The following is a 22,881-nucleotide window of genomic DNA, read 5'->3' on the forward strand; positions in this document are numbered from 1 at the left end:
CTCCTACAGGTATTGCGCAGGTTTTAAACCAGATGCAATACCTGTAGGAGCGGCCTTGTGTCGCGATAGGACTGCGAAGCAGTCCCAAGCTTGTTGCCCGACAACTAATCGCCAGACTTGTTGAGCGAATAATCCCTCAACTTGTTGGCAATTGTGGTATGCGAAACACCCAATCTTTTCCCCAGCGCCCGGCTACTGGAAAACTCCCCCATCAAACTTTCCAGCACTGCTTTTTCAAAGCGCCCGACAATCTGCGAAAGATCCCCTTCCAGCGAAAACTCGCCCAACGGTTGGCGCGCACCATAATCCGGCAAACGAATATGCTCGCTTTTAACCACGCCGCCCTCGCATAACGAAACCGCCTGGAACAAGACGTTTTCCAACTGCCTTACATTACCCGGCCAATGGTACTGCCCAAGCTTGTCCATCGCCGCCGGCGCCAACCGTGGCATGGCGCAACCGATCTGCCGGCTGGCCTGGTCGAGAAAGTGCTGCACCAGCCCTTCCAGGCCATCCATGCACTCGCGCAATGGCGGAATGTGCAACGACAACACGTTGAGGCGGTGATACAGGTCCTGGCGGAACTCGCCGCGGGCACACAGCTCGGACAAATCCACCTGAGTTGCGCAGATCACCCGCACGTCGAGGTACACCTCTTCGTCGCTGCCTACGCGGCGGAAGCAACCGTCCTGCAAAAAGCGCAACAGCTTCACCTGCAGGCGCGGGCTCATCTCCCCTACCCCGTCGAGGAACAGTGTGCCGCCAGCGGTCAGCTCCAGCAGCCCCAGCTTGCCCTCGGCGCGCGCGCCTTCAAACGCCCCAGGGCCGTAACCGAACAATTCGGTCTCGGCCATCGACTCGGGCAACCCGGCGCAGTTCAGCGCCATCAGCGGCGACTGGCCGCGCGGGCTGGCCAGGTGGCAGGCGCGCGCCAGCAGCTCCTTGCCAGTGCCCGTTTCACCCTCGATCAGCAACGGTGCATCCAGCGGCGCCATGCGCCGCGCCTCACGCACCACCGCGGCCATTACCCGCGAGCTCTGGAAGATGCTGTCGAAGCCGCGCAACTCCTGCTTGCGCACATTGTAGATGCGCTCGCCGATGCGGTCGGCGCGGTGCAGGGTGAGTACCGCACCGGCCAGCGCCTCGCTGTCATCATGCTCCGACTGCAGCGGCGCGATATCGGCCAGGAACACATCACCTTTTACCTTGATACGCAGGCCATTGATGCGTGACTTGTTGGCCCGCACCAGCTCCGGCAGGTCAAAGTCCTCCACGTAGCGCGCCAGCGGCATGCCCGGCACTTCATCCACCCGCACCCCCAGCAGCTGCGCCGCGGTACGGTTGGCGGCGACGATGCTGCCGCCCATGTCGATCGACAATACGGGGAAGTCCAGCGCCCCCAGCAATGCGTTCAGCTCCATGTGCCGGCGCTCACTGGGCATCAACCCCACGCGCTTGACGCCAAACACCCCGGCGATGGCTTCGAACTTGGGCCGCAGCGCCTGGAACTGCAGGTTGATCAGGTTCGGGCAGTGCAGGTAGATGGCGTTGCCATGGTCACCACCCACCTCGCCGCGCAGCACGTTGATGCCGTACTCCACCAGCAGGTTGAGGATGTCACGCAGGATGCCAATGCGGTTCTGGCAATGCACTTTGATACGCATGAGGGCTCTCGTAGCGCCAATGTTTTTCAACATCGCGCGGAAAAGTCGTAAAGATAAGCTGACAAAAACAGCGTAACCATCAGCCAGATGCCGCGGATTTTCCGACACCTGCGTCATTTTGTAAAATTATCGTTACGAAAAGCAGCTAGCAGCCAGCCCAAGTACTGCCCTGCCCCCGGTGCAAAGCGGCCAGTGAAGGGATATTCCTAAGGCATGTCCTGCACATAACAAGAAAAGCCCTCACCAGGAGAGCCTTATGAAACAGACGCAATACGTGGCCCGCGAGCCCGATGCGCATGGTTTTATCGATTACCCGCAGCAAGAGCATGCGGTATGGAACACCCTGATCACCCGCCAGCTGAAAGTGATCGAAGGCCGCGCGTGCCAGGAATACCTGGACGGCATCGACCAGCTCAAGCTGCCGCATGACCGCATTCCGCAACTGGGCGAAGTCAACAAGGTGCTGGGCGCCACCACCGGCTGGCAAGTTGCCCGGGTACCGGCACTGATACCCTTCCAGACCTTCTTCGAACTGCTGGCCAGCAAGCGCTTCCCGGTTGCCACCTTCATCCGCACCCCGGAAGAGCTGGACTACCTGCAAGAGCCAGATATCTTCCACGAGATTTTCGGCCACTGCCCGCTGCTGACCAACCCCTGGTTCGCCGAATTCACCCACACCTACGGCAAGCTCGGCCTGGCCGCGACCAAGGAACAACGCGTGTACCTGGCGCGCCTGTACTGGATGACCATCGAGTTTGGCCTGATGGAAACCTCGCAGGGCCGCAAGATCTATGGCGGCGGCATCCTCTCGTCGCCTAAAGAGACCGTCTACAGTTTGTCTGGCGAGCCTGAGCACCAGGCCTTCGACCCGATCGAAGCCATGCGCACGCCGTACCGCATCGACATCCTGCAGCCACTGTATTTCGTGCTGCCAAACATGAAGCACCTGTTCGACCTGGCCCACGAAGACATCATGGGCATGGTCCACAAAGCCATGCAGCTGGGCCTGCACGCACCGAAGTTTCCACCCAAGGTCGCTGCCTGAGCGCCCTTGCCGATAACAACTCGAACCGGAAAACACCCATGAACGCCTTGAACCAAGCCCATTGCGAAGCCTGCCGCGCCGACGCCCCGAAAGTCACTGACGAAGAGCTGGCCGAGCTGATTCGCGAAATCCCGGACTGGAACATCGAAGTACGTGACGGCCACATGGAGCTGGAGCGCGTGTTCCTGTTCAAGAACTTCAAGCACGCCCTGGCGTTTACCAATGCGGTGGGCGAGATTGCCGAGGCCGAAGGCCACCACCCGGGGCTGCTGACCGAGTGGGGCAAGGTCACCGTGACCTGGTGGAGCCACTCGATCAAGGGCCTGCACCGTAATGACTTCATCATGTGCGCACGCACTGACAAGGTGGCGGAAACGGCCGAAGGCCGTAAGTAAGCACTGAAAAATGGGGCCCGGCGGCCCCATTCTTTATGGGAAAGATGTCCGCTGTTCGCCCGCAAAACCGACAAGCGAACGGTAAAAAATCCAAACTGTCATCCAGACTTGTGTATCCTGCCCCCTGCTTTGCGAAGCTCCAACCGCGCCTGGCGCAGACTTTTCACTCACACTTGCGAGGAACGACGAGATGCATGAGATCCCGAATCTTCCCTTCCCAAGCCTGAACCCAGAAGAGCCAACCGTGACCGTTCACGCCGAACCGGCGCCTGCCTTCGAGCAGGATGGTGACGATCAATCCAGCGCTGACCAGGAATAACTGCGCATCCCCGACTGTGTGAAAACGGCTGACCTGCGGACCACCCCCGTCATCACGTTTTCACACCGTCCTGACCCCACGTAGGCCCCCATGCCCGACTCACCGCGCCCCCTTGCGGTCACCCTGCAAGTCGTCTCCATCGTCCTCTTCACCTTCATCGGCTACCTGAACATCGGCATCCCGCTGGCCGTACTGCCGGGCTATGTGCACAACGAACTGGGTTTCAGCGCCGTGGTCGCCGGCCTGGTGATCAGCGTGCAATACCTCGCCACCCTGCTCAGCCGCCCCACCTCCAGCCGCATCATCGACAACCACGGCAGCAAGAAGGCAGTCATGTATGGCCTGGCTGGCTGCGGCCTGAGCGGTGTGTTCATGCTGGCCTGTGCGTTCTTCACCCACCTGCCCTGGCTGAGCCTGGCCTGCCTGCTGGTCGGCCGCCTGGTACTGGGCAGCGCCGAAAGCCTGGTGGGTTCCGGCGCCATCGGCTGGGGCATTGGCCGAGTGGGCGCCGAACACACCGCCAAGGTCATCTCATGGAACGGCATCGCCAGCTATGGCGCGCTGGCCATCGGCGCCCCGCTGGGGGTACTGATGGTCAAAGGCCTGGGGCTGTGGAGCATGGGTGTGAGCATCATCCTGTTGTGTGCGCTCGGCCTGCTGCTGGCCTGGCCGAAGCGCGCCGCGCCGATCGTCAGTGGCAGGCGCCTGCCGTTCATGCAGGTGCTGGGCAAGGTGTTCCCGCATGGCTCGGGGCTGGCCCTGGGCTCGATCGGCTTTGGCACCATCGCCACCTTCATCACCCTGTATTACGCCAGCCGTGGCTGGGCCAATGCAGCGCTGACTCTGAGCCTGTTCGGTGCCAGCTTCATCAGTGCGCGGCTGCTGTTCGGCAACTTGATCAACCGGATTGGCGGGTTTCGCGTGGCCATTGCCTGCTTGTCGGTGGAAACCCTGGGGCTGCTGATGCTGTGGCTGGCACCCAGCGCCGAGCTGGCGCTGGCAGGTGCAGCACTGAGTGGGTTTGGTTTTTCGCTGGTGTTCCCGGCGTTGGGCGTTGAGGCAGTGAACCAGGTATCGGCGGCCAACCGCGGGGCGGCGGTGGGGGCGTATTCGCTGTTCATCGACTTGTCGCTGGGGGTGACCGGGCCATTGGTGGGCGCGGTGGCGGCGGGGTTCGGGTTTGCTTCGATGTTTCTGTTTGCGGCGGCTGCGGCGGCTTGTGGGTTGGTGTTGAGCCTGTATCTGTATCGGCAGGCGCGTCGGGGTAGAGACCGTACAGCAGAAGGCTGACAGTTGTATTGCCGGGGCGGGCCTCTTCGCGGGTGAACCCGCTCCCACAGGTACAACACTGCCCTCAGGCCCTGTGATATCCCTGTGGGAGCGGGTTCATCGAGGCGTCGAACCGCCGCGAATGGGGCTGCCAAGCAGCCCCTAGGCGCCCTGTTGGTCAGCGCTGGGCGTACTGCAACACCACTTCCAGTGGGTGGCGCATCTTGCGCTCGGTCATGCGCTTGACCTGGCTACGGCACGAATAACCGGTCGCCAGTGGCTCGCCTTCCTTGTCCAGCTTGGTCGCCCAGCTTTGCTCGAAGATGGTCCGCGAGGTTTCCTGGTTGCGCGCCTCATGCCCATAAGTACCGGACATGCCGCAGCAGCCGGTGGCCTCGGTCACCAGCTTCAGCCCCAGGCGGGCAAACACCTGCTCCCACTGTTTGGTGCTGGCCGGCACGTTGGTCTTCTCGGTGCAGTGCGCCATCAGGCGGAAGTTGCCCGGCGCGGTCGGCGCCTGCTCCGGCAACACATCCATCAACCACTCCTGCGGCAACAGCACCTGCGGGCAACCGTCCAGGCCCGGCACCTTCTGGTACTCCTGGCGATACACCAGGGTCATCGCCGGGTCCAGGCCCACCAGCGGCACGCCACAGTCGGCCAGGGCCTTGAGCTGGGTGGCATTGCGGATCGCCGCCTTGGCGAACGCACCGAGGAAACCCTGCACATGCAGTGGCTTGCCATTGGCGCTGTACGGCGCCAGGAACACCCGATGGCCCAGGCGGTGCGCCAGGTCGATGAAGGCCGACAGCAGCGGCGTCTCGAAGTAGCGGGTGAAGGCGTCCTGCACCAGCACGATACTGCGCTCGCGCTGGGCCGGGGTCAGCTCGCGCAGGGCCGGCACCGTGGCCACGCCTACACGGCAGCGGGTCAGGGTGGCCTGGAAGTTGAAGCGGCTGATCAGCGGGCTGTCGACCATGCCGACCTTGTCGGCCAGCAGCTGGCTCACCCACTTCGAGCCCATCACCGCGTTGTACAGCCCTGGCGCATGGGCCAGGTAAGGGATGGTGAACTCCAGCGAGCCGATCAGGTAGTCACGCAGCGGGCGCTGGTAGCGGCCGTGGTACAGCTCGAGGAAGCGCGAGCGGAAGTCCGGCACGTTGACCTTGATCGGGCACTGCCCGGCGCACGACTTGCACGCCAGGCAGCCAGCCATGGCGTCGTACACTTCATGGGAGAAGTCTTCCTGGCCCTGGTTGCGCGCACGGTTGTTGCGCAGGCGTGCCGGCAGGCCCTTGAGCCACGACACTTTGTTGCGCGCTGCGGCCAGCACGTCGATGTTCGCTTCGCCCTGCAGGCGCAGCCATTCGCGCATCAGCGAGGCACGGCCTTTGGGTGAATGCTGGCGTTCACGGGTGGCCTTCCACGATGGGCACATGGCGTCGTTGGGGTCGTAGTTGTAGCAGGCGCCGTTGCCATTGCAGTGCACGGCGCTGGGGAAGTCCTGCCACACGCGCTCGTCAATGGTGCGGTCGAGGTCACCGCGCAGGGTCACGCCATCCACCGGGGTCAGGCCTTCGGTGCTGTCTGGCGGGGTGCAGATCTTGCCTGGGTTGAGCTGGTTGTGCGGGTCGAAGGCGCCCTTCAGGCGCTGAAGTGCCGGGTACAGCTCGCCGAAGTATTCCGGCACGTATTCCGAGCGCAGGCCCTTGCCGTGCTCGCCCCACAGCAGGCCGCCGTAGCTTTTGGTCAGCGCCGCCACCGCATCGGAAATCGGCTTGACCAGCGCGGCCTGGGCCGGGTCTTTCATATCCAGTGCCGGGCGCACGTGCAGCACGCCAGCGTCAACGTGGCCGAACATGCCATAGGCCAGGCCATAGCCATCGAGCAGCGCGCGGAAGTCGGCAATGTAGTCGGCCAGTTGCTCCGGCGGTACCGCGGTATCTTCAACGAACGGCTGCGGGCGCACTTCGCCCTCTACGTTGCCCAGTAGGCCAACCGAACGCTTGCGCATGACATAGACACGGGTCACGGCCTCGGCGCCTTCAGCCAAGGTATGCCCAAGGCGCTCGACACTGGTGTCCGCCTGCAGGTGTTCGACAAAGGCCTGTACCTTGGCATTGACCTCGGCCGGCTCGTCGCCGCAGAACTCCACCAGGTTGATGCCCAGGGTCGGGCGCTCGGGGTCGGCCGGGAAGTATTCGGCAACGCTGTGCCAGACGATGTCCTTCATCGCTAGCATCAGCACCTTGGAGTCGACCGTCTCGATCGACAGCGGCTTGTGCGCCATCAGCGCATTGGCGTCACGCAGGGCATCCATGAAGCTGGTGTAGCGCACGTTGACCAGCACCGCGTACTTGGGGATCGGCAGCACATTGAGCTTGGCTTCGACCACGTAGCCCAGCGAGCCCTCGGCACCGCACAGCACGCTGTTGAGGTTGAAGCGCCCTTGCTCGTCGCGCAAATGCGCCAGGTCGTAGCCGGTCAGGCAACGGTTGAGCTTGGGGAAGGTGGTTTCGATCAGTTCGGCCTGGGTTTCCTGGATCTCCCGGGCCATGCGGTACACCTCGCCAACCCGGCCAGGCGCGGCGCATGCCTGCTCCAGCGCAGCATCGTCGATTGGCAGGCTGTGCAGGCGCTCGCCACCGAGCAGCACGCTGTGCAGCTCCAGCACATGGTCGCGGGTCTTGCCATAGGTGCAGCTGCCCTGGCCGCTGGCGTCGGTGTTGATCATGCCGCCGACCGTGGCGCGGTTGGAGGTGGACAGCTCAGGGGCGAAGAACAGCCCGTGCGGCTTGAGCGCAGCGTTGAGCTGGTCCTTGACGGTACCGGCCTGCACCCGCACCCAGCGCTCCTCGACGTTGATTTCGAGGATGTTGTTCATGTGCCGCGACAGGTCGACGACGATACCGTCGGTCAGCGACTGGCCGTTGGTGCCGGTGCCGCCGCCGCGTGGGGTCAGCTTGACCTGCTGGAAGCGCGGCTCGGCCATCAGCGTGGCGACCCGTGCCACATCGTCGGCGTCCAGCGGGAATACTGCCGCTTGCGGCAAGCGCTGGTAGATCGAGTTGTCGGTGGCCAGTACCGTGCGGGTAGCGTAGTCGGCACTGATCTGGCCACGGAAGCCGCTGTTACGCAGGGCTTCGAGGAATTCGGGGTAGTTGGCGCTTGGTGCAACGGTCGGCAGCTGGGCGATCATCGAAGGATGGCCTCTTGATATTGGCTAATTCACGGGATTCCTGTCGCTCCGGCATGGGTCAAGCATGCAGGGATGACGTATAGGCCAATGTTCCTGTAGTTTGGCTTCAGGGGCAAACGGATAATCCTGCCGCTATCAATGACTTTTATGAATGAATTACCGCCACCTGACACCGTCCATGTCGTTGCTGCTGGCATTCGAGGCCGCCGCCCGGCATGAAAGCTACACCCGCGCCGCCGCCGAACTGTCGCTGACCCAGAGTGCGGTCAGCCGCCAGGTACAGGCGCTGGAGCAGCAACTGGGCCTGACCCTGTTCCGCCGCGAGGGGCGCCAGGTGCAGTTGACCGATGTCGGCCGCCTGTACCAGCGCGAGCTCAGCGAGGCGCTGGGGCGTATCCGCAGCGCTACCCTGCAGGCGTTGGCCTATCAGTCGGGGGTTGGCACCTTGCGCCTGGCCACCCTGCCCACGTTCGGCTCGAAATGGCTGCTGCCGCGGCTGCATGCGTTCTACAGCGCCCACCCGGGCATGCTGGTGCACATTCATTCACGCATCGAAGCCATCAATTTCGACACCAGCGAGATTGACGCTGCTATTGGCGTGGCCAGCCACGACCTGCCGGGGCTGATCTGCCATCGCCTGCATGCCGAAGAGCTGGTGGTGATTTTGCCGCCGGAGGCTGGCGTCGACAGCCAGGGCTGGAGCCCGGCGCGAATCAGTGAAGAAGTGCTGCTCAACGTGGCCAACAACCCGCATGCCTGGGGTGAATGGTTCTCCCACCACAGCCTGGCGCACCGGGCGATGCGTTTGGGGCCGAGCTTCGAGCTGACCTCGCATCTGATCCAGGCGGTGCGGGCCGGCATTGGTATCGGGCTGGTACCGCGCATACTGGTGGAGGAGGAACTGGCCAAGGGTGAGCTGTACAGCCCGGGGGGGGCGTTTGCCAGCCAGCGCAGTTATTACCTGATCTACCCGCCCAGGAATGAGGCCTTGCCTTCGTTGCGGGCATTCAGGAGCTGGTTGCTGGAGCAGATCTGAACCCTGTCCCGACCCTATCGCCGGCAAGCCAGCTCCCACACCGACCGCACCGATCTTGAGGGCTGCGCTGTACCTGTGGGAGCTGGCTTGCCGGCGATAGGGCCCAAGCAGGCAACAAAAAACCCGAAGCCAGTCACCTGACTTCGGGTTTCTGCATACTAGTTACAGCGCCTTACTTGGCCACAGTACCAGCAGCCCCACCGGCATTCATCTTGCGCCGCGGCTTGACCATGTAGATCACGAACATCGCAAACAGCCACACCGGGATTGCATACACCGAAACCTGGATGCCCGGGATCATCAGCATGATGCCAAGGATCAGCACCACGAAGGCCAGCACCACGTAGTTGCCGTACGGGTACCACAGCGCCTTGAACAGCGGCTTCTGGCCGGTACGGTCCAGGTGCTGGCGGAACTTCAGGTGCGAGTAGCTGATCATCGCCCAGTTGATCACCAGGGTCGCCACTACCAGCGACATCAGCAGCTCCAGGGCGTTCTGCGGCATCAGGTAGTTGAGCAGCACGGCAACGAAGGTCACGGCAGCCGACACCAGGATCGAACGCACTGGCACACCACGCTTGTCGACCTTGGCCAGCGACGCCGGGGCATCGCCCTGCTCGGCCATGCCCAGCAGCATGCGGGCGTTGCAGTAGGTGCCACTGTTGTACACCGACAGCGCCGCAGTCAGGACCACGAAGTTCAGCAGGTTGGCGGCCACGTCACTGCCCAGCAGCGAGAACACCTGCACGAACGGGCTGCTGCCATAGCTGCCACCCGAGGCGTCGATGCTGGCGACCAGGTTGTCCCATGGGGTCAGCGACAGCAGCACCACCAGGGCACCAACATAGAAGATCAGGATGCGGTAGATGACCTGGTTGATCGCCTTGGGGATCACGGTCTTCGGCTTGTCGGCCTCGGCGGCGGTGAAGCCGAGCATTTCCAGGCCACCGAAGGAGAACATGATGAAGGCCAAGGCCATTACCAGCCCGCTGACACCGTTCGGGAAGAAGCCGCCATGCGACCACAGGTTGGCTACGGTAGCTTCCGGGCCGCCGCTGCCGCTGGTCAGCAGGTAGGCACCCAGGCCGATCATGCTGACGATGGCCACGACCTTGATGATGGCGAACCAGAATTCGGCTTCACCGAAGAACTTCACGTTCATCAGGTTGATGGCGTTGATCAGCACGAAGAACGCGGCTGCCGTGACCCAGGTAGGAATCTCCGGCCACCAGTAGTGAACATACTTGCCAACCGCCGAAAGCTCCGACATGCCCACCAGGATGTACAGCACCCAGCAGTTCCAGCCCGACAGGAAGCCGGCGAAACCACCCCAGTAGGTGTGGGCGAAATGGCTGAACGAGCCGGCCACCGGCTCTTCGACGATCATTTCGCCAAGCTGGCGCATGATCATGAAGGCGATGAAACCGCAGATGGCGTAGCCAAGGATCATCGACGGGCCGGCGGATTTCATCACGCCTGCCGAGCCAAGGAACAGACCGGTACCAATCGCGCCGCCGAGGGCGATCAACTGGATATGGCGGTTCTTCAGGCCCCGCTTGAGCTCGCCTGAATGCATGTTTTGTCCACTCATGAACGAAGTCACCTGCATTGTTTTTATCTGTGACGGAATCGGACCCACCGCGCTCGTGGCGCAGCGGAATGGGCAAGGTGGTTACCTTGGGTTTCTTGACCGAGGGTGCCGCCGGGGCGGATCAACCAGGCGTGATCAAGAGTGCGCGGTACGCAAAGGGGTCACAGGTAAAACGCGGCGCACTGTATACCCCTGCAAGCGCGCAGGCGTCAACGCGTTGCGTCCTTCCATCTGGAAAAAACGCAGCGATCCTGTGGTATGGGCCTTGAAAGGCGGAGTGATCGGCGTACATGGCGCCTCCATTTGTTGTTTTGTCAGCCAGGCTCTTTGGACGGGCTCTTGCACACGGCAATGGCGGCTATAACACCGTGGGGCGGGGGTTTGGGCAAGGGTGGGCAGCACCGGGGCGGCGGCTTTTGCGCTTGGGCAGCGGCAAGGTTTATTTACAGGATTGGGCTTGTTCTGAAATTGGGACTGAAATCGGCCAGATTTGTATAAATTTCTTTACATAGTGGTTCGGGAACTTGCCAGTCGTCCGAAAAATTCTTTTGGTTCAATATCTTGGGGCCGCTTTGCGGCCCATCGCGACACAAGGCCGCTCCTACAGGGACCGCACAACACCGGAAATTGACGTGGTAGCTGTAGGAGCGGCCTTGTGTCGCGATGGGCTGCGCAGCAGCCCCAAATTCTCACAGGCATAAAAAAACCAGCCCGAAGGCTGGTTTCCTGATTACCACACGGGCCCATCAGCCACGCGGCTTGCCGCGGCCACGGCCTGCCGGCTTGTCACCTTCAGGTTTGCCCGGGCGCTTGCGCATCTCGCTCGGGCGCTCGGCCACGGCGCTGCCGCGGCTGCCCTTGCGCGGGGCTTCTTCACGCGGCTGACGCGCAGGGCGTTCGCCAGCAGCGGCACCTTCGTGGGCCGGGCGCAGGTTGCGCACGCGCTCGCCACGGCCCAGCGGGCGGGTCGACTTGCGCTGCAGGCGCTCCATCTTGTCCTTGGCCTTGAGCTTCAGGGCTGGCAGCGCAACCGGCTGCAGGCCCACTTCGGCGGCCAGGATGTCGATTTCGCCCTGGGTCATTTCACGCCAGCGGCCCATCGGCAGGTCGGAGTTGAGGAACACCGGGCCGAAACGCACGCGCTTCAGGCGGCTGACCACCATGCCCTGGGACTCCCACAGGCGACGCACCTCACGGTTACGGCCTTCCATCACCACGCAGTGGTACCAGTGGTTGAAGCCTTCGCCCCCCGGTGCCTTCTGGATGTCGGTGAACTTGGCCGGGCCGTCTTCCAGCATCACGCCGGCCTTCAGGCGTTCGATCATCTCGTCGTCGACTTCACCACGCACACGTACCGCGTACTCACGGTCCATCTCGTAGGATGGGTGCATCAGGCGGTTGGCCAGTTCACCGTCGGTGGTGAACAGCAGCAGGCCGGTGGTGTTGATGTCGAGGCGGCCGATGTTGATCCAGCGGCCTTCTTTCGGCCGTGGCAGGCGGTCGAACACGGTCGGGCGGCCTTCCGGGTCGTCACGGGTGCAGATTTCGCCATCGGGCTTGTTGTACATGATCACCCGGCGGGTGGCCTCGGCGGCCTCTTCGCGCTTGATCAGCTTGCCGTCCACGGCAATGGCGTCGTGCAGGTCGACACGCTGGCCGAGGGTAGCCTCGACGCCGTTGACCTTGATGCGGCCCTGGCTGATCCAGGCCTCGACGTCACGGCGCGAGCCCACGCCAATGCGTGCCAGCACTTTCTGCAGCTTTTCGCCGGATGGCGGGGTGATTTCGGTATCTTGCAGGTCTTGCTCACTCATCTGGGCACCTCCCGGTGTAGGAATGAAATAGGTTTTTTGGCGACGAGCGCGCCAAAAGGCCGCGCATCATACGCGGTTCGGTGAGGGAACGCACTGCAGGGTAGAGGGTTTTGTAGGCTTTGCGAGGGATTTCTGCCTAATGGTGGTGTATTGGCAGTGCCGGCCTCTTCGCGGGTAAACCCGCTCCTACAGGTACCGCGCTACCTTCAGAACCTATGGTTTCCCTGTATAGGCGACAGAAGAATCAGGGCTGTAACTTGCCCTCTTCTTCCACAGAAACCTCAGGCTCTTCTTCACGCAAATCATCAAAGTCAGTCTTAAGCCCCTCCTCCATGGCATCCAGCTCCACCAACAGGCTACGGAAGCTGGTCTCCTCCTTCGGCTCCGCGACTTCCTCCTCTTCCCCAAGGCTGGCATCGGCCAAGGCCTGCAGGTGCGCCGGCACTGGCGCATCATCCGGATCAAGCAGCGGTTCGGGTTCCATCTCGCGCAACTCGGCCAAAGCCGGCAGCTCATCGAGGCTCTTGAGGTTGAAATGGTCGAGAAACGCCTTGGTAGTGGCGAACATCGCCGGGCGCCCGGGCACTTCGCGGTAGCCGACCACACGTATCCACTCGCGCTCCATCATGGTCTTGATGATGTTGCTGTTCACCGCCACGCCCCGCACATCCTCGATCTCGCCACGGGTGATCGGCTGGCGATAGGCGATCAGGGCCAGGGTTTCGAGCAGCGCCCGTGAGTAGCGCTGCGGGCGTTCTTCCCACAAGCGCCCTACCCAGGGGGCATAGTCCTCGCGGATCTGCAGGCGGTACCCGCTGGCCACTTCCTTGAGTTCGAAAGCACGGCCGCTGCACGACTTGCCCAGTACTTCCAGGGCCTGCTTGAACACCGTGGGTTCCGGGCGTTCGGCCTCTTCGAACAGCTCGTACAGGCGCTCCAGGGATTGCGGCTTGCCCGAAGCCAGCAAGAAGGCTTCGATCAGCGACGCCAGGTCGCGGGGTTCATTCAAATTCATCAGGTTCTTCAACTAGCGCCGGGCGAAGCCGCACGTGAATGGCGGCGAAAGGTTCATTTTGCACCAGTTCGATCAGCGACTCCTTCACCAGCTCGAGAATCGCCATGAAGGTCACCACCACGCCCAGCTTGCCCTCCTCGGCGGTAAACAGCTCGACAAACGGTACGAAAGCACCGCCCTTGAGGCGTTCCAGCACCTGGCTCATGCGCTCGCGGGTGGACAGGGTCTCGCGGGTAATCTGGTGGCTTTCGAACAGGTCGTTGCGGCGCATTACCTCGGCCATGGACATCAACAATTCTTCCAGGCTGACCTGTGGCAACAGCTTGCGCACCTTGGCCTGAGGCGCTTCCAGGCGCGGTACCACGACATCGCGGCCGACACGCGGCAACTCATCGATGCCTTCGGCAGCGGCCTTGAAACGCTCGTACTCCTGCAACCGCCGGATCAATTCGGCGCGCGGGTCGCCCTCCTCTTCCTCGACCTCGGCCGAGCGCGGCAGCAGCATGCGCGACTTGATCTCGGCGAGCATGGCAGCCATCACCAGGTATTCGGCGGCCAGCTCCAGGCGCACGCTTTTCATCAGCTCCACGTAGCCCATGTACTGGCGGGTGATTTCCGCCACGGGGATGTCGAGGATGTCGATGTTCTGCTTGCGGATCAGGTACAACAACAGGTCCAGCGGGCCTTCGAAGGCTTCGAGGATGACTTCCAGGGCGTCCGGCGGGATGTACAGGTCCAGCGGCATTTCGGTCAGGGCTTCGCCGTAGACCAAGGCCAGTTGCAGCTGCCGAGGCAAGTCGACCTGTTCAGCCGGTGCCTCGGGCGTTTCCACCAGGTTCACGCGCTGACCAGGAACGGCGTGGGGTCGCCGCAGCCTTCGCGGATCAGCTCCGGCTCGTCGCCGGAAAGATCGATGATGGTCGACGCCTTGAGGTCGCCAAAACCACCGTCGATCACCAGGTCGACGTGGTGTTCCAGGCGCTCACGGATCTCGTAAGGGTCGGTCATCGGCTCGTCGTCACCGGGCAGGATCAGGCTGACGCTCATCAGCGGCTCGCCCAGTTCGGCCAGCAAGGCCAAGGTAATGGCGTGGTCTGGCACGCGCAGGCCGATGGTGCGGCGCTTCTCGTGCAGCAACAGGCGCGGTACCTCCCGGGTGCCATTGAGGATAAAGGTGTAAGGCCCGGGCACATGGGCCTTGAGCAAGCGGAAGGTGCCAGTGTCGACCTTGGCATACAGGCCCAGCTGCGACATGTCGCAGCACATCAAGGTGAAATTGTGGGTCTTGTCCAGGCCGCGCAGGCGCCGCACCCGCTCGATTGCCGTCTTGTTGCCGATCTGGCAACCCAGGGCGTAGGCCGAGTCGGTCGGATACACCACCACGCCACCCTTGCGGATGATCTCGACGGCCTGTTTGATCAGGCGCGCCTGCGGATTCTCCGCATGAATCTGGAAAAATTGGCTCACGTAGTCGTCCTGTTCATACCGCCAAAGGCTGTTCATGGCTGAATCGGCGCCACAGAGGTGGCAGGTCCTCGGGCAATGGCCGGTAGGCACCGATCTCACCCCAGGTGCCGGGGCCGTGGAAGTCACTGCCAGCACTTGCCAGCAGGCCGAACTCACGGGTAAGGATGGACATCGTGCCCACCTGCTCGGCCGGCATCATCCCGTTGACCACTTCAAGCGCCTGCCCGCCTGCCTGAATATAGTCGGCAATCAGCCTTCTGCGCTTGCTGCGGGTCAGGTCGTAGTGCATCGGATGCGCCAGGCTCACCCATGCGTTGGACTGGCGCAGGGTGGCGACGGTTTCGTCGAGGGTCGGCCAGTGCTGCTTGACGTCGCCCAGCTTGCCGGCTCCCAGCCACTTGCGAAACGCCTCGCCGCGGTCCTTGACGTGCCCGGCGCGCACCAGGTACTCGGCAAAATGCGGGCGCGCCGGGGCGTTGCCGCTGTCGCCCAGCTCATGCTGCACGGCGCGGGCGCCTTCGAGGGTACCGGGCATGCCCTTGGCCGCCAGCCGTTTGTCGATTTCTTCGGCGCGCAGCCAGCGGCCACGGTGCAGTGCTTCAATCGCTGCCAGCAATGGCGGCGCGTCGAGTGGGAAGTCATAGCCCAGCACATGGATGGTCGCGCCACCCCAGGTGCACGACAGCTCCACCCCGCTGACCCAGCGCATGCCCCGTTCAACGCAGGCCTGGCGCGCTTCGGGCAGGCCTTCGATGGTGTCATGGTCGGTCAGTGCCAACGTTTGCACCCCGTGCTCATGGGCCCGGGCAACCAGTACCGACGGCGAAAGGGCGCCGTCGGAGGCCGTGCTGTGACAGTGCAGATCAACATTCATGGAGGAGCGCTTTCGCTGGAATCGATGTTTGTTATTATGCCGTCACATCCCGATTCTGGCTGCCATTGTGAAACAATTCATCGATTTCATCCCGCTGCTGCTGTTCTTCATCGTCTACAAGCTCGACCCGCGCCCCATGGAAGTCGCCGGTCACAGCTTCGAATTCGGCGGTATCTACAGCGCCACGGCCATGCTGATCATCAGCTCGCTGGTGGTGTACGGCGCTCTGTTCCTGCGCCAGCGCAAGCTGGAAAAGGGCCAGTGGCTTACCCTGGTGGCCTGCCTGGTGTTTGGCGGCCTGACCCTGACCTTCCACAGCGAAACCTTCCTCAAGTGGAAGGCGCCGGTGGTGAACTGGCTGTTCGCCCTGGGCTTCGCCGGCAGCCACTTCATCGGCGACCGGGTGCTGATCAAGCGCATCATGGGCCATGCCCTGAGCCTGCCCGATGCCGTCTGGTCGCGCCTGAACCTGGCCTGGATCGGCTTTTTCCTGTTCTGCGGTGCGGCCAACCTGTTTGTCGCCTTCACCTTCCAGGACTTCTGGGTGGACTTCAAGGTGTTCGGCAGCCTGGGCATGACCGTTATCTTCCTGGTGGCGCAAGGTGTTTACCTGTCGCGCCACCTGCACGACGACCCTTCTACCTCCAAACCCAAGGATTGACATGCTCTACGCCATTATCGCCAGCGACGTCGCAAACTCCCTGGAAAAGCGCCTGGCTGCCCGCCCGGCGCACATCGAACGCCTGCAACAGCTCAAGGCCGAAGGCCGCGTGGTGCTGGCCGGCCCGCACCCGGCCATCGACAGCAATGACCCGGGCGAAGCGGGTTTCAGCGGTAGCCTGATCGTTGCCGAGTTCGATTCGCTGGCTGCGGCGCAGGCCTGGGCCGATGCCGACCCGTACATTGCTGCGGGCGTGTACGACAAGGTTGTGGTCAAGCCGTTCAAGCAAGTGCTGCCTTGAGCTGAGACTGCGTCGGGGGGGGGGGGGGGCCCCCCCCCCCCGCCACCCACCCCACCAGGCCCGCTTTTCGCGTCGTGGGGGGGGGTGTCCGGGCGGCCCCCCCCCCCCCCCCCCCCGACGCAGTACTGGCAGTTATACTGTTGCCATCAGTCTGCGGTATCTTTGCCACTGGCGGGCCGAATAGCCGCCGTCAATGGTTGAATTGAGTGAGTCATGAGCGAGCTGTTACTGATTGATGATGACCAGGAACTGTGCGAGCTGCTCGGCAGCTGGCTGACCCAGGAAGGGTTTTCCGTCCGGGCCTGCCACGATGGCCAGAGCGCACGCCAGGCCCTGGCCGAGCACGCCCCCGCTGCGGTGGTGCTGGACGTGATGCTGCCCGACGGCAGTGGCCTGGAACTGCTCAAGCAGTTGCGCAGCGAGCATGCCGAGTTGCCGGTGCTGATGCTGTCGGCCCGCGGCGAGCCGCTGGACCGCATCCTCGGCCTGGAACTGGGCGCCGACGACTACCTGGCCAAACCCTGCGACCCGCGTGAACTCACCGCCCGCCTGCGCGCGGTACTGCGCCGCAGCCACCCCACTGCCACCACTAGCCAGGTGGAGCTGGGCGACCTGGTCTACAGCCCGGCACGCGGCGTGGCCAGCATCGATGGCCGCGAAATGACCCTGACCCTCTCCGAAAGCCGCATTCTCGAGGCCCTGCTGCGCCAGCCCGGCGAGCCGCTGGACAAGCAGGAACTGGCGCAGATCGGCCTGGGCCGCAAACTGACCCTGTACGACCGCAGCCTGGACATGCATGTCAGCAACCTGCGCAAGAAGATCGGCCCGCACGCCGATGGCCGGCCACGCATCGTGGCGCTGCGCAGCCGTGGCTATTACTACTGCCTCTGAACATCTTTACCGAGCCTTTACCATCCGCTGACTGCGCTTGACGGTGATCTCCCTAGACTGTGCTCATCCGGTAACCACCGGCCTATGAAAGGAGAGACACCATGCGCAAGACCCTTATCGCCCTGATGTTTGCCGCCGCCCTGCCGACCGTGGCCATGGCCATGCCTGACGGCGGCCAGCGTCACGACGGCCCGCATCATCGCGGTGATGCGCCTTTCCACCAACTGGACCTGAGCCGCGACCAGCGCCAGCAGATCGGCAAGCTGATGGGCGAGCAGATGAAACAGCGCCGCGACATCACCGAGCGCTACCTGTCCAAGCTGCCGGCCGCCGACCAGAAGGCCATGAAGGACGAACTGCAGGCCAACCGCGACAAGACCGACAGCGCGGTGCGCAACCTGCTCAAGCCTGACCAGCAGAAGAAGTTCGACGAACTGCAAAAGGAACGCGCCGCACAGAAAGCCGAGTGGCAGGAGTTCCAGGCCTGGAAAGCTGAAAAAGGCACCAAGGCCCAGTAAGCTGTCCGCCCAATGCCCGGCCCGCCTATGTGCGGGCCGGGCTTTTCCCGTTTAGGAGGTGCACTTGCGTTCACTGTTCTGGCGCATCCTGGCCAGTTTCTGGTTGGCCATCACCCTGGTCGCCGGCCTGTCGATCCTGCTCGGCCACATGCTCAATCAGGACGCCTGGATCCTCAGCCGCCACCCAGGCCTGAATACCCTGGCCAGCAAGTGGGCCAAGCACTACGAACAGGAAGGCCTGGAATCGGCACAGCACTTCCTTGAGCGGCGCAAAGACCGCTACAAGATCGACGTGCAGGTGCTCGACGACAGTGGCGAAGCGGTGGTGCCCGGCACCTTCCCGCGCCGTGCGGCGGCCTTCGAGGCACGCCAGCACAATGACGAGCGGCGCCTGCCGTGGCGCCGGCTGACCGAGGAATACACAAGCCCCGACACCGGCGAAACCTACCTGCTGATCTACCGCATCCCCCATCCCGCGCTGGATGCCTGGCACCGCGAAAGCCTGCTGTGGCCGCTGAGTGCCTTGGGTATTGCGCTGGTAGTGCTGACCCTGTTCAGCCTGCTGGTGACGCTGTCCATCACCCGCCCGCTAAGCCGCCTGCGCAGCGCCGTGCATGACCTTGGCCAGACCACCTACCAGCAGAACAGCCTGGCGCGGCTGGCGGCGCGGCGCGACGAGTTCGGCGTACTGGCCAAGGACTTCAACAAGATGGGGTCGCGCCTGCAAAGCACCATCGGCAGCCAGCGCCAGTTGCTGCGCGACGTGTCCCATGAGCTGCGCTCGCCGCTGGCCAGGCTGCGCATTGCCCTGGCCCTGGCCGAGCGCGCCGGGCCCGAGCAGCGCGAGGGCCTGTGGCCACGCCTGACCCGCGAATGCGACCGCCTGGAAGCCCTGATCAGCGAAATCCTCGCCCTGGCCCGGGTGGATGCCGAACAGGCCCATGCCGAGCCGGTCGACCTCAATGCCCTGCTCGGCAGCGTGCGCAAGGACGCCCTGCTCAGCGCGCCCGAGCAGGACGTGCGCCTGGAGGCGCAGCCGGGGTTGACCTTGCAGGGCTGGCCAACGCTGATCGAGCGCGCCGTGGATAACCTGCTGCGCAACGCCCTGCGCTTCAACCCGGTGGGCCAGCCAGTCGAGGTCAGCGCCGTGCGTGAGCAGGAGCTGATCGTGATCAGTGTACGTGACCATGGGCCGGGGGCGCCCGCAGAGCACCTGGCGCAGTTGGGTGAACCGTTCTTCCGCGCGCCGGGGCAGGAAGCGCCGGGGCATGGGCTGGGGCTGGCGATTGCGCGCAAGGCGGCGGAGCGCCATGGCGGCAGCCTGGTGCTGGACAATCATCCACAGGGTGGGTTTGTCGCCAGGCTGGAGTTGCCCTTGGCTGAAGCGGCAGGCAGTTGATGTGATGTAAAGGCACCCGGCCTCTTCGCGGGTAAACCCGCTCCCACAGGTGCGGCGCAGGTTTCAATCCTTGCACAGTACCTTGTGGGAGCGGGTTTACCCGCGAAAGGGCCGGGTGCCTTGATACAGCAATCAGCCCAAGGCTGCGTTACTCACCCCAACCACTGACAAAATCGGCGGTTTCCAGAATCGGCGCCGTGCGCGGCTCGGCCAGCGGCGTGCCGACGTACAGGTAGCCGATCAATTCCTCGTTCTCGGCCAGCCCCAGCCCCTTGTGCACATGGGCATCAAAGGCCATGTCACCAGTGCGCCACACCGCACCGATCCCCTGCGCATGCGCAGCAATCAAAATACCGTGCGCCGCACAGCCCGCCGCCAGGCGCTGCTCGGACTTGGGTACCTTGAAGTGGTCTTGCAGTTTAGCCACCACCACGATCAGCAACGGCGCCCGCAACGGCATGGCACGGGCCTTGTCCAGTGCAGCCTGGCTGGCATCGCCCTTGTGCTGCAGCGCTTCGGCGAACAGCTCACCCAGTTTGTCGCGGCCCTGGCCTTCGATGGTCAGAAACCGCCACGGCCGCAGCTGGCCATGGTCCGGGGCCCGCAAGGCGGCCTGGAACAACGCCTCGCGCTGGGCGGCATTGGGCGCCGGGTCGGTCAGGCGTGGCACGGATACACGGTTGAGCAATGCGTCGAGAGCCTCCATCGGCTACCCTCCTGGCAGGTAAATGTGCGGCCATTCTAGCGTTTACATCACCAGACCCATAGGTAGAATGGCGCCCTTCCGTTTCGAGTCAGAGCAGATCACATGGCGTTGCCGACCTTAAGGATAATTGGTTTCATCATCGGCATCTTCCTGATTACCCTCGCCGTCGGTATGGCCGTGCCCATGGCAACCCTGGTGGTCTTCGAGCGCACCGGTGACATGCCGTCGTTCCTCTGGTCGAGCCTGATCACTTTCATCGCCGGCCTGGCCCTGGTGGTCCAGGGCCGCCCCGAGCATGTGCACCTGCGCCCGCGTGACATGTACCTGCTCACCGTCAGCAGCTGGCTGGTGGTGTGCGTGTTCGCCGCCCTGCCGTTCCTGCTGACCCAGCACATCAGCTACACCGACGCCTTCTTCGAAAGCATGTCGGGCATCACCGCCACCGGTGCTACCGTGCTTAGCGGGCTCGATAACATGTCGCCGGGCATCCTGATGTGGCGCTCGATGCTGCACTGGCTCGGCGGTATCGGCTTCATCGCCATGGCGGTAGCGATCCTGCCGCTGCTGCGCATCGGTGGCATGCGCCTGTTCCAGACCGAATCGTCCGACCGTTCGGAAAAGGTCATGCCGCGCTCGCACATGGTCGCCAAGTCGATCGTGGGGGTTTACGTCGGCTTCTCGATATTGGGCTCGCTGGCCTTCTGGTGGGCCGGCATGAGCCCGTTCGATGCAATCAACCATGCCATGTCGGCGATCTCTACTGGCGGCTTCTCGACGTCGGACCAGTCACTGGCCAAGTGGGACATCCCGGCCGTGCACTGGGTCGCGGTGGTGGTGATGATCCTTGGCAGCTTGCCCTTTACGCTGTACGTGGCAACCCTGCGCGGCAACCGCAAGGCACTCATTCGTGACCAGCAGGTACAAGGGCTGCTAGGCATGCTGGTGGTGACCTGGCTGGTACTGGGCACCTGGTACTGGTACACCACCAGCCTGCACTGGCTCGACGCGCTGCGCCACGTGGCGCTGAACGTGACCTCGGTGGTCACCACAACCGGTTTCGCCCTGGGCGACTACAGCCTGTGGGGCAACTTCTCGCTGATGCTGTTCTTCTACCTGGGCTTCGTTGGCGGCTGCTCAGGCTCGACCGCGGGCGGTATCAAGATCTTCCGCTTCCAGGTGGCCTACATCCTGCTCAAGGCCAGCCTCAACCAGTTGATCCACCCGCGTGCGGTGATCAAGCAGAAATACAACGGCCACCGCCTCGACGAAGAGATCGTGCGCTCGATCCTGACGTTCTCGTTCTTCTTCGCCATCACCATCTGCGTCATGGCCCTGCTGCTGTCGTTGCTTGGCGTAGACTGGATGACCGCATTGACCGGTGCCGCCGGCACGGTTTCGGGTGTGGGCCCGGGCCTGGGTGAAGTGATCGGCCCTTCGGGGAACTACGCCACGCTGCCAGACGCGGCCAAGTGGATTCTCGCGGCCGGCATGCTGCTCGGTCGACTGGAAATCATTACGGTGCTGGTGCTGTGTATGCCGGCGTTCTGGCGTCACTGAGCACATCGGCTTCCGCGCCCAGGCGGGCGCGGTACTCGCTGGGCGTGGTATCGAACCAGCGGCGGAACGCCCGGAAGAAGTTGCTGGGGTCGGCAAAGCCCAACAGGTAGGCGGTTTCCAGCAGGGTCATGCCCGGCTGGGCCAGGTACTGTTCGGCCAGCTCGCGGCGGGTGTCGTCAAGCAAGGTCTGGAAGCTGGTGCCCTCTTCCTGCAGCCGCCGCTGCAAGGTGCGCTGCGACAAGTGCAGCGCCTGGGCCAGGGTTTCGCGCTTGGGCTCCCCTTGCGGCAGAATGCGGCACAGCACCTGGCGCACGCGGTGGGTGACCCGGCTTTCGGAAAAACGTGCCAGGTACTCCCCGGCAAAACGGTCGTGCAGCACCGCCATGGCCTCGTTGGCCGTCGGCAGCGGCGCCTCCATGTCGGCCCGTTCGAACAGCAGCGCATCATGCGGCGCACCGAACACCAGCGGCGAATGGAAGGCAGTCTTGTAGGGCTCGATGTTCTTCGGCTGTGGCCCCTGCACCAGCACCCGCCGCGGCTGCACCGGCCGCCCGCTTAGCCATTTGCACAGTGACAACGCGCAAGCCAGCGACGCTTCGGCGCTGTGCCGGGTCGGCGGCAGATGATCGCCGTGCACGGTCAGAATCAATGAGTAGCCCTCGGGCCCAAGAACGAAGCTCAGGTCTGAGCTTTCGGCAATGATGCGCTGGTAACGTACCAGGCGCTCGAAACCCTCGGCCAGGGTGCGGCTGGACATCAGCGCATAGCCCACCACATGGAACGATGCCGGGCGCACCACCCGCGCCATGTTCAGGCCGATGGCCTCGTTGCCCGACAACTCCACCGCCAATTGCCAGAGCCGGGTCATGGAGTCCTGGGAAAAGCGCGCGTCGGGGTCGTCAAGGGCTGCGAAGTCCAGCCCCAGCTGCTTGAACATGGCAGGGCAATCGAGCCCCTCCAGCTCAAGCGCCTTCACAATCCCTGATGTCCAGCTGGCTGACGTGGTTCTTTCGCTCATGACAGGCTCTTATGCTGACCGCTCCTGCGGTGAACCCCAAGGATACTCAATTGGCGCCTATTGTCACTGGTAGGTCCTGCCAGTCACTCTAGACTCGAATCAGGCTCCACGCCGTACATCTTGTCCAAAAGTATCCACCTTG

General features: G+C 63.4%; 21 protein-coding genes. 11 read left to right on the forward strand and 10 right to left on the reverse strand.

Annotation, left to right across the window (positions count from 1 at the left end):
* Positions 1–104 precede the first annotated feature (104 nt).
* Positions 105–1,664: a sigma-54-dependent transcriptional regulator gene (locus ABE456_RS15630; protein WP_346644721.1), complete on the reverse strand. Its 1,560-nt coding sequence runs from the start codon at positions 1,662–1,664 to the stop codon at positions 105–107.
* A 256-nt stretch (positions 1,665–1,920) separates the two neighbouring features.
* Here ABE456_RS15630 and phhA point away from each other — a divergent pair, with 256 nt between their 5' ends.
* From phhA to ABE456_RS15650, 4 genes are all read left to right on the forward strand, one after another.
* The gene (phhA, locus tag ABE456_RS15635) at positions 1,921–2,709 is read left to right on the forward strand and encodes a phenylalanine 4-monooxygenase (RefSeq protein ID WP_346644722.1); all 789 of its coding nucleotides are present in this window, start codon (positions 1,921–1,923) and stop codon (positions 2,707–2,709) included.
* A gap of 38 nt (positions 2,710–2,747) precedes the next feature.
* Positions 2,748–3,104, forward strand: coding sequence for a 4a-hydroxytetrahydrobiopterin dehydratase (locus tag ABE456_RS15640; RefSeq protein ID WP_003254532.1), 357 nt, complete (start codon positions 2,748–2,750; stop codon positions 3,102–3,104).
* A 190-nt stretch (positions 3,105–3,294) separates the two neighbouring features.
* Positions 3,295–3,423 carry a hypothetical protein gene (locus ABE456_RS15645; RefSeq protein WP_346644723.1) on the forward strand — a complete coding sequence of 43 codons (129 nt, stop codon included), beginning with the start codon at positions 3,295–3,297 and terminating at the stop codon, positions 3,421–3,423.
* Between the two features lie 90 nt (positions 3,424–3,513).
* Positions 3,514–4,713 (forward strand): MFS transporter, encoded by a 1,200-nt coding sequence (locus ABE456_RS15650; protein WP_346644724.1) that lies wholly within the window; start codon positions 3,514–3,516, stop codon positions 4,711–4,713.
* A 157-nt stretch (positions 4,714–4,870) separates the two neighbouring features.
* Here ABE456_RS15650 and ABE456_RS15655 read toward each other — a convergent pair whose 3' ends face one another.
* On the reverse strand, positions 4,871–7,891 hold the full coding sequence (locus ABE456_RS15655; protein WP_346644725.1) for an FAD-binding and (Fe-S)-binding domain-containing protein: 3,021 nt from the start codon (positions 7,889–7,891) through the stop codon (positions 4,871–4,873).
* A gap of 151 nt (positions 7,892–8,042) precedes the next feature.
* Here ABE456_RS15655 and ABE456_RS15660 point away from each other — a divergent pair, with 151 nt between their 5' ends.
* A complete protein-coding gene (locus tag ABE456_RS15660) occupies positions 8,043–8,927 on the forward strand; it encodes a LysR substrate-binding domain-containing protein (protein WP_346644726.1) in 885 nt (294 codons plus the stop codon).
* Positions 8,928–9,099: 172 nt separating this feature from the next.
* On the opposite strand, the gene ABE456_RS15665 is transcribed toward ABE456_RS15660, so the two are convergent.
* From ABE456_RS15665 to ABE456_RS15690, 6 genes are all read right to left on the reverse strand, one after another.
* On the reverse strand, positions 9,100–10,518 hold the full coding sequence (locus ABE456_RS15665) for an amino acid permease (RefSeq protein WP_346644727.1): 1,419 nt from the start codon (positions 10,516–10,518) through the stop codon (positions 9,100–9,102).
* Positions 10,519–11,264: 746 nt separating this feature from the next.
* A complete protein-coding gene (gene rluB, locus ABE456_RS15670) occupies positions 11,265–12,332 on the reverse strand; it encodes a 23S rRNA pseudouridine(2605) synthase RluB (protein ID WP_346644728.1) in 1,068 nt (355 codons plus the stop codon).
* A gap of 244 nt (positions 12,333–12,576) precedes the next feature.
* Entirely contained in the window at positions 12,577–13,347 is a 771-nt protein-coding gene (gene scpB / locus ABE456_RS15675) for an SMC-Scp complex subunit ScpB (protein ID WP_346644729.1), read from the reverse strand.
* Positions 13,334–14,059, reverse strand: a complete 726-nt coding sequence (locus tag ABE456_RS15680; protein WP_346644767.1) for a ScpA family protein — start codon at positions 14,057–14,059, stop codon at positions 13,334–13,336. The genes scpB and ABE456_RS15680 overlap by 14 nt, the downstream gene beginning before the upstream one ends.
* 125 nt (positions 14,060–14,184) lie before the next feature.
* The gene (locus tag ABE456_RS15685) at positions 14,185–14,814 is read right to left on the reverse strand and encodes an L-threonylcarbamoyladenylate synthase (RefSeq protein ID WP_346644730.1); all 630 of its coding nucleotides are present in this window, start codon (positions 14,812–14,814) and stop codon (positions 14,185–14,187) included.
* 13 nt (positions 14,815–14,827) lie between these two features.
* Positions 14,828–15,688, reverse strand: coding sequence for a PHP domain-containing protein (locus tag ABE456_RS15690; protein ID WP_346644731.1), 861 nt, complete (start codon positions 15,686–15,688; stop codon positions 14,828–14,830).
* A gap of 67 nt (positions 15,689–15,755) precedes the next feature.
* Here ABE456_RS15690 and ABE456_RS15695 point away from each other — a divergent pair, with 67 nt between their 5' ends.
* From ABE456_RS15695 to ABE456_RS15715, 5 genes are all read left to right on the forward strand, one after another.
* The gene (locus ABE456_RS15695) at positions 15,756–16,349 is read left to right on the forward strand and encodes a septation protein A (protein WP_346644732.1); all 594 of its coding nucleotides are present in this window, start codon (positions 15,756–15,758) and stop codon (positions 16,347–16,349) included.
* Position 16,350: 1 nt separating this feature from the next.
* Entirely contained in the window at positions 16,351–16,650 is a 300-nt protein-coding gene (locus ABE456_RS15700; RefSeq protein ID WP_015271283.1) for a YciI family protein, read from the forward strand.
* A 213-nt stretch (positions 16,651–16,863) separates the two neighbouring features.
* Positions 16,864–17,541 carry a response regulator transcription factor gene (locus tag ABE456_RS15705; protein WP_346644733.1) on the forward strand — a complete coding sequence of 226 codons (678 nt, stop codon included), beginning with the start codon at positions 16,864–16,866 and terminating at the stop codon, positions 17,539–17,541.
* A gap of 101 nt (positions 17,542–17,642) precedes the next feature.
* The gene (locus ABE456_RS15710; RefSeq protein WP_346644734.1) at positions 17,643–18,059 is read left to right on the forward strand and encodes an LTXXQ domain protein; all 417 of its coding nucleotides are present in this window, start codon (positions 17,643–17,645) and stop codon (positions 18,057–18,059) included.
* A 58-nt stretch (positions 18,060–18,117) separates the two neighbouring features.
* Complete coding sequence (locus ABE456_RS15715; protein ID WP_346644735.1) at positions 18,118–19,458, forward strand: HAMP domain-containing sensor histidine kinase; 1,341 nt, start codon at positions 18,118–18,120, stop codon at positions 19,456–19,458.
* A 148-nt stretch (positions 19,459–19,606) separates the two neighbouring features.
* Here the strand turns inward: ABE456_RS15715 and ABE456_RS15720 are convergent, their stop codons facing one another.
* On the reverse strand, positions 19,607–20,164 hold the full coding sequence (locus tag ABE456_RS15720) for an NAD(P)H nitroreductase (protein WP_346644736.1): 558 nt from the start codon (positions 20,162–20,164) through the stop codon (positions 19,607–19,609).
* Between the two features lie 102 nt (positions 20,165–20,266).
* Between ABE456_RS15720 and ABE456_RS15725 the strand changes: the two genes are divergently transcribed.
* Positions 20,267–21,721, forward strand: coding sequence for a TrkH family potassium uptake protein (locus ABE456_RS15725; RefSeq protein ID WP_346644737.1), 1,455 nt, complete (start codon positions 20,267–20,269; stop codon positions 21,719–21,721).
* On the opposite strand, the gene ABE456_RS15730 is transcribed toward ABE456_RS15725, so the two are convergent.
* Positions 21,678–22,739 (reverse strand): AraC family transcriptional regulator, encoded by a 1,062-nt coding sequence (locus ABE456_RS15730; RefSeq protein WP_346644738.1) that lies wholly within the window; start codon positions 22,737–22,739, stop codon positions 21,678–21,680. The two genes, ABE456_RS15725 and ABE456_RS15730, sit on opposite strands and share 44 nt — an antisense overlap.
* Between the last annotated feature and the right edge of the window lie 142 nt (positions 22,740–22,881).

Source organism: Pseudomonas sp. TWI929, assembly GCF_039673335.1.
Lineage (GTDB): Bacteria > Pseudomonadota > Gammaproteobacteria > Pseudomonadales > Pseudomonadaceae > Aquipseudomonas.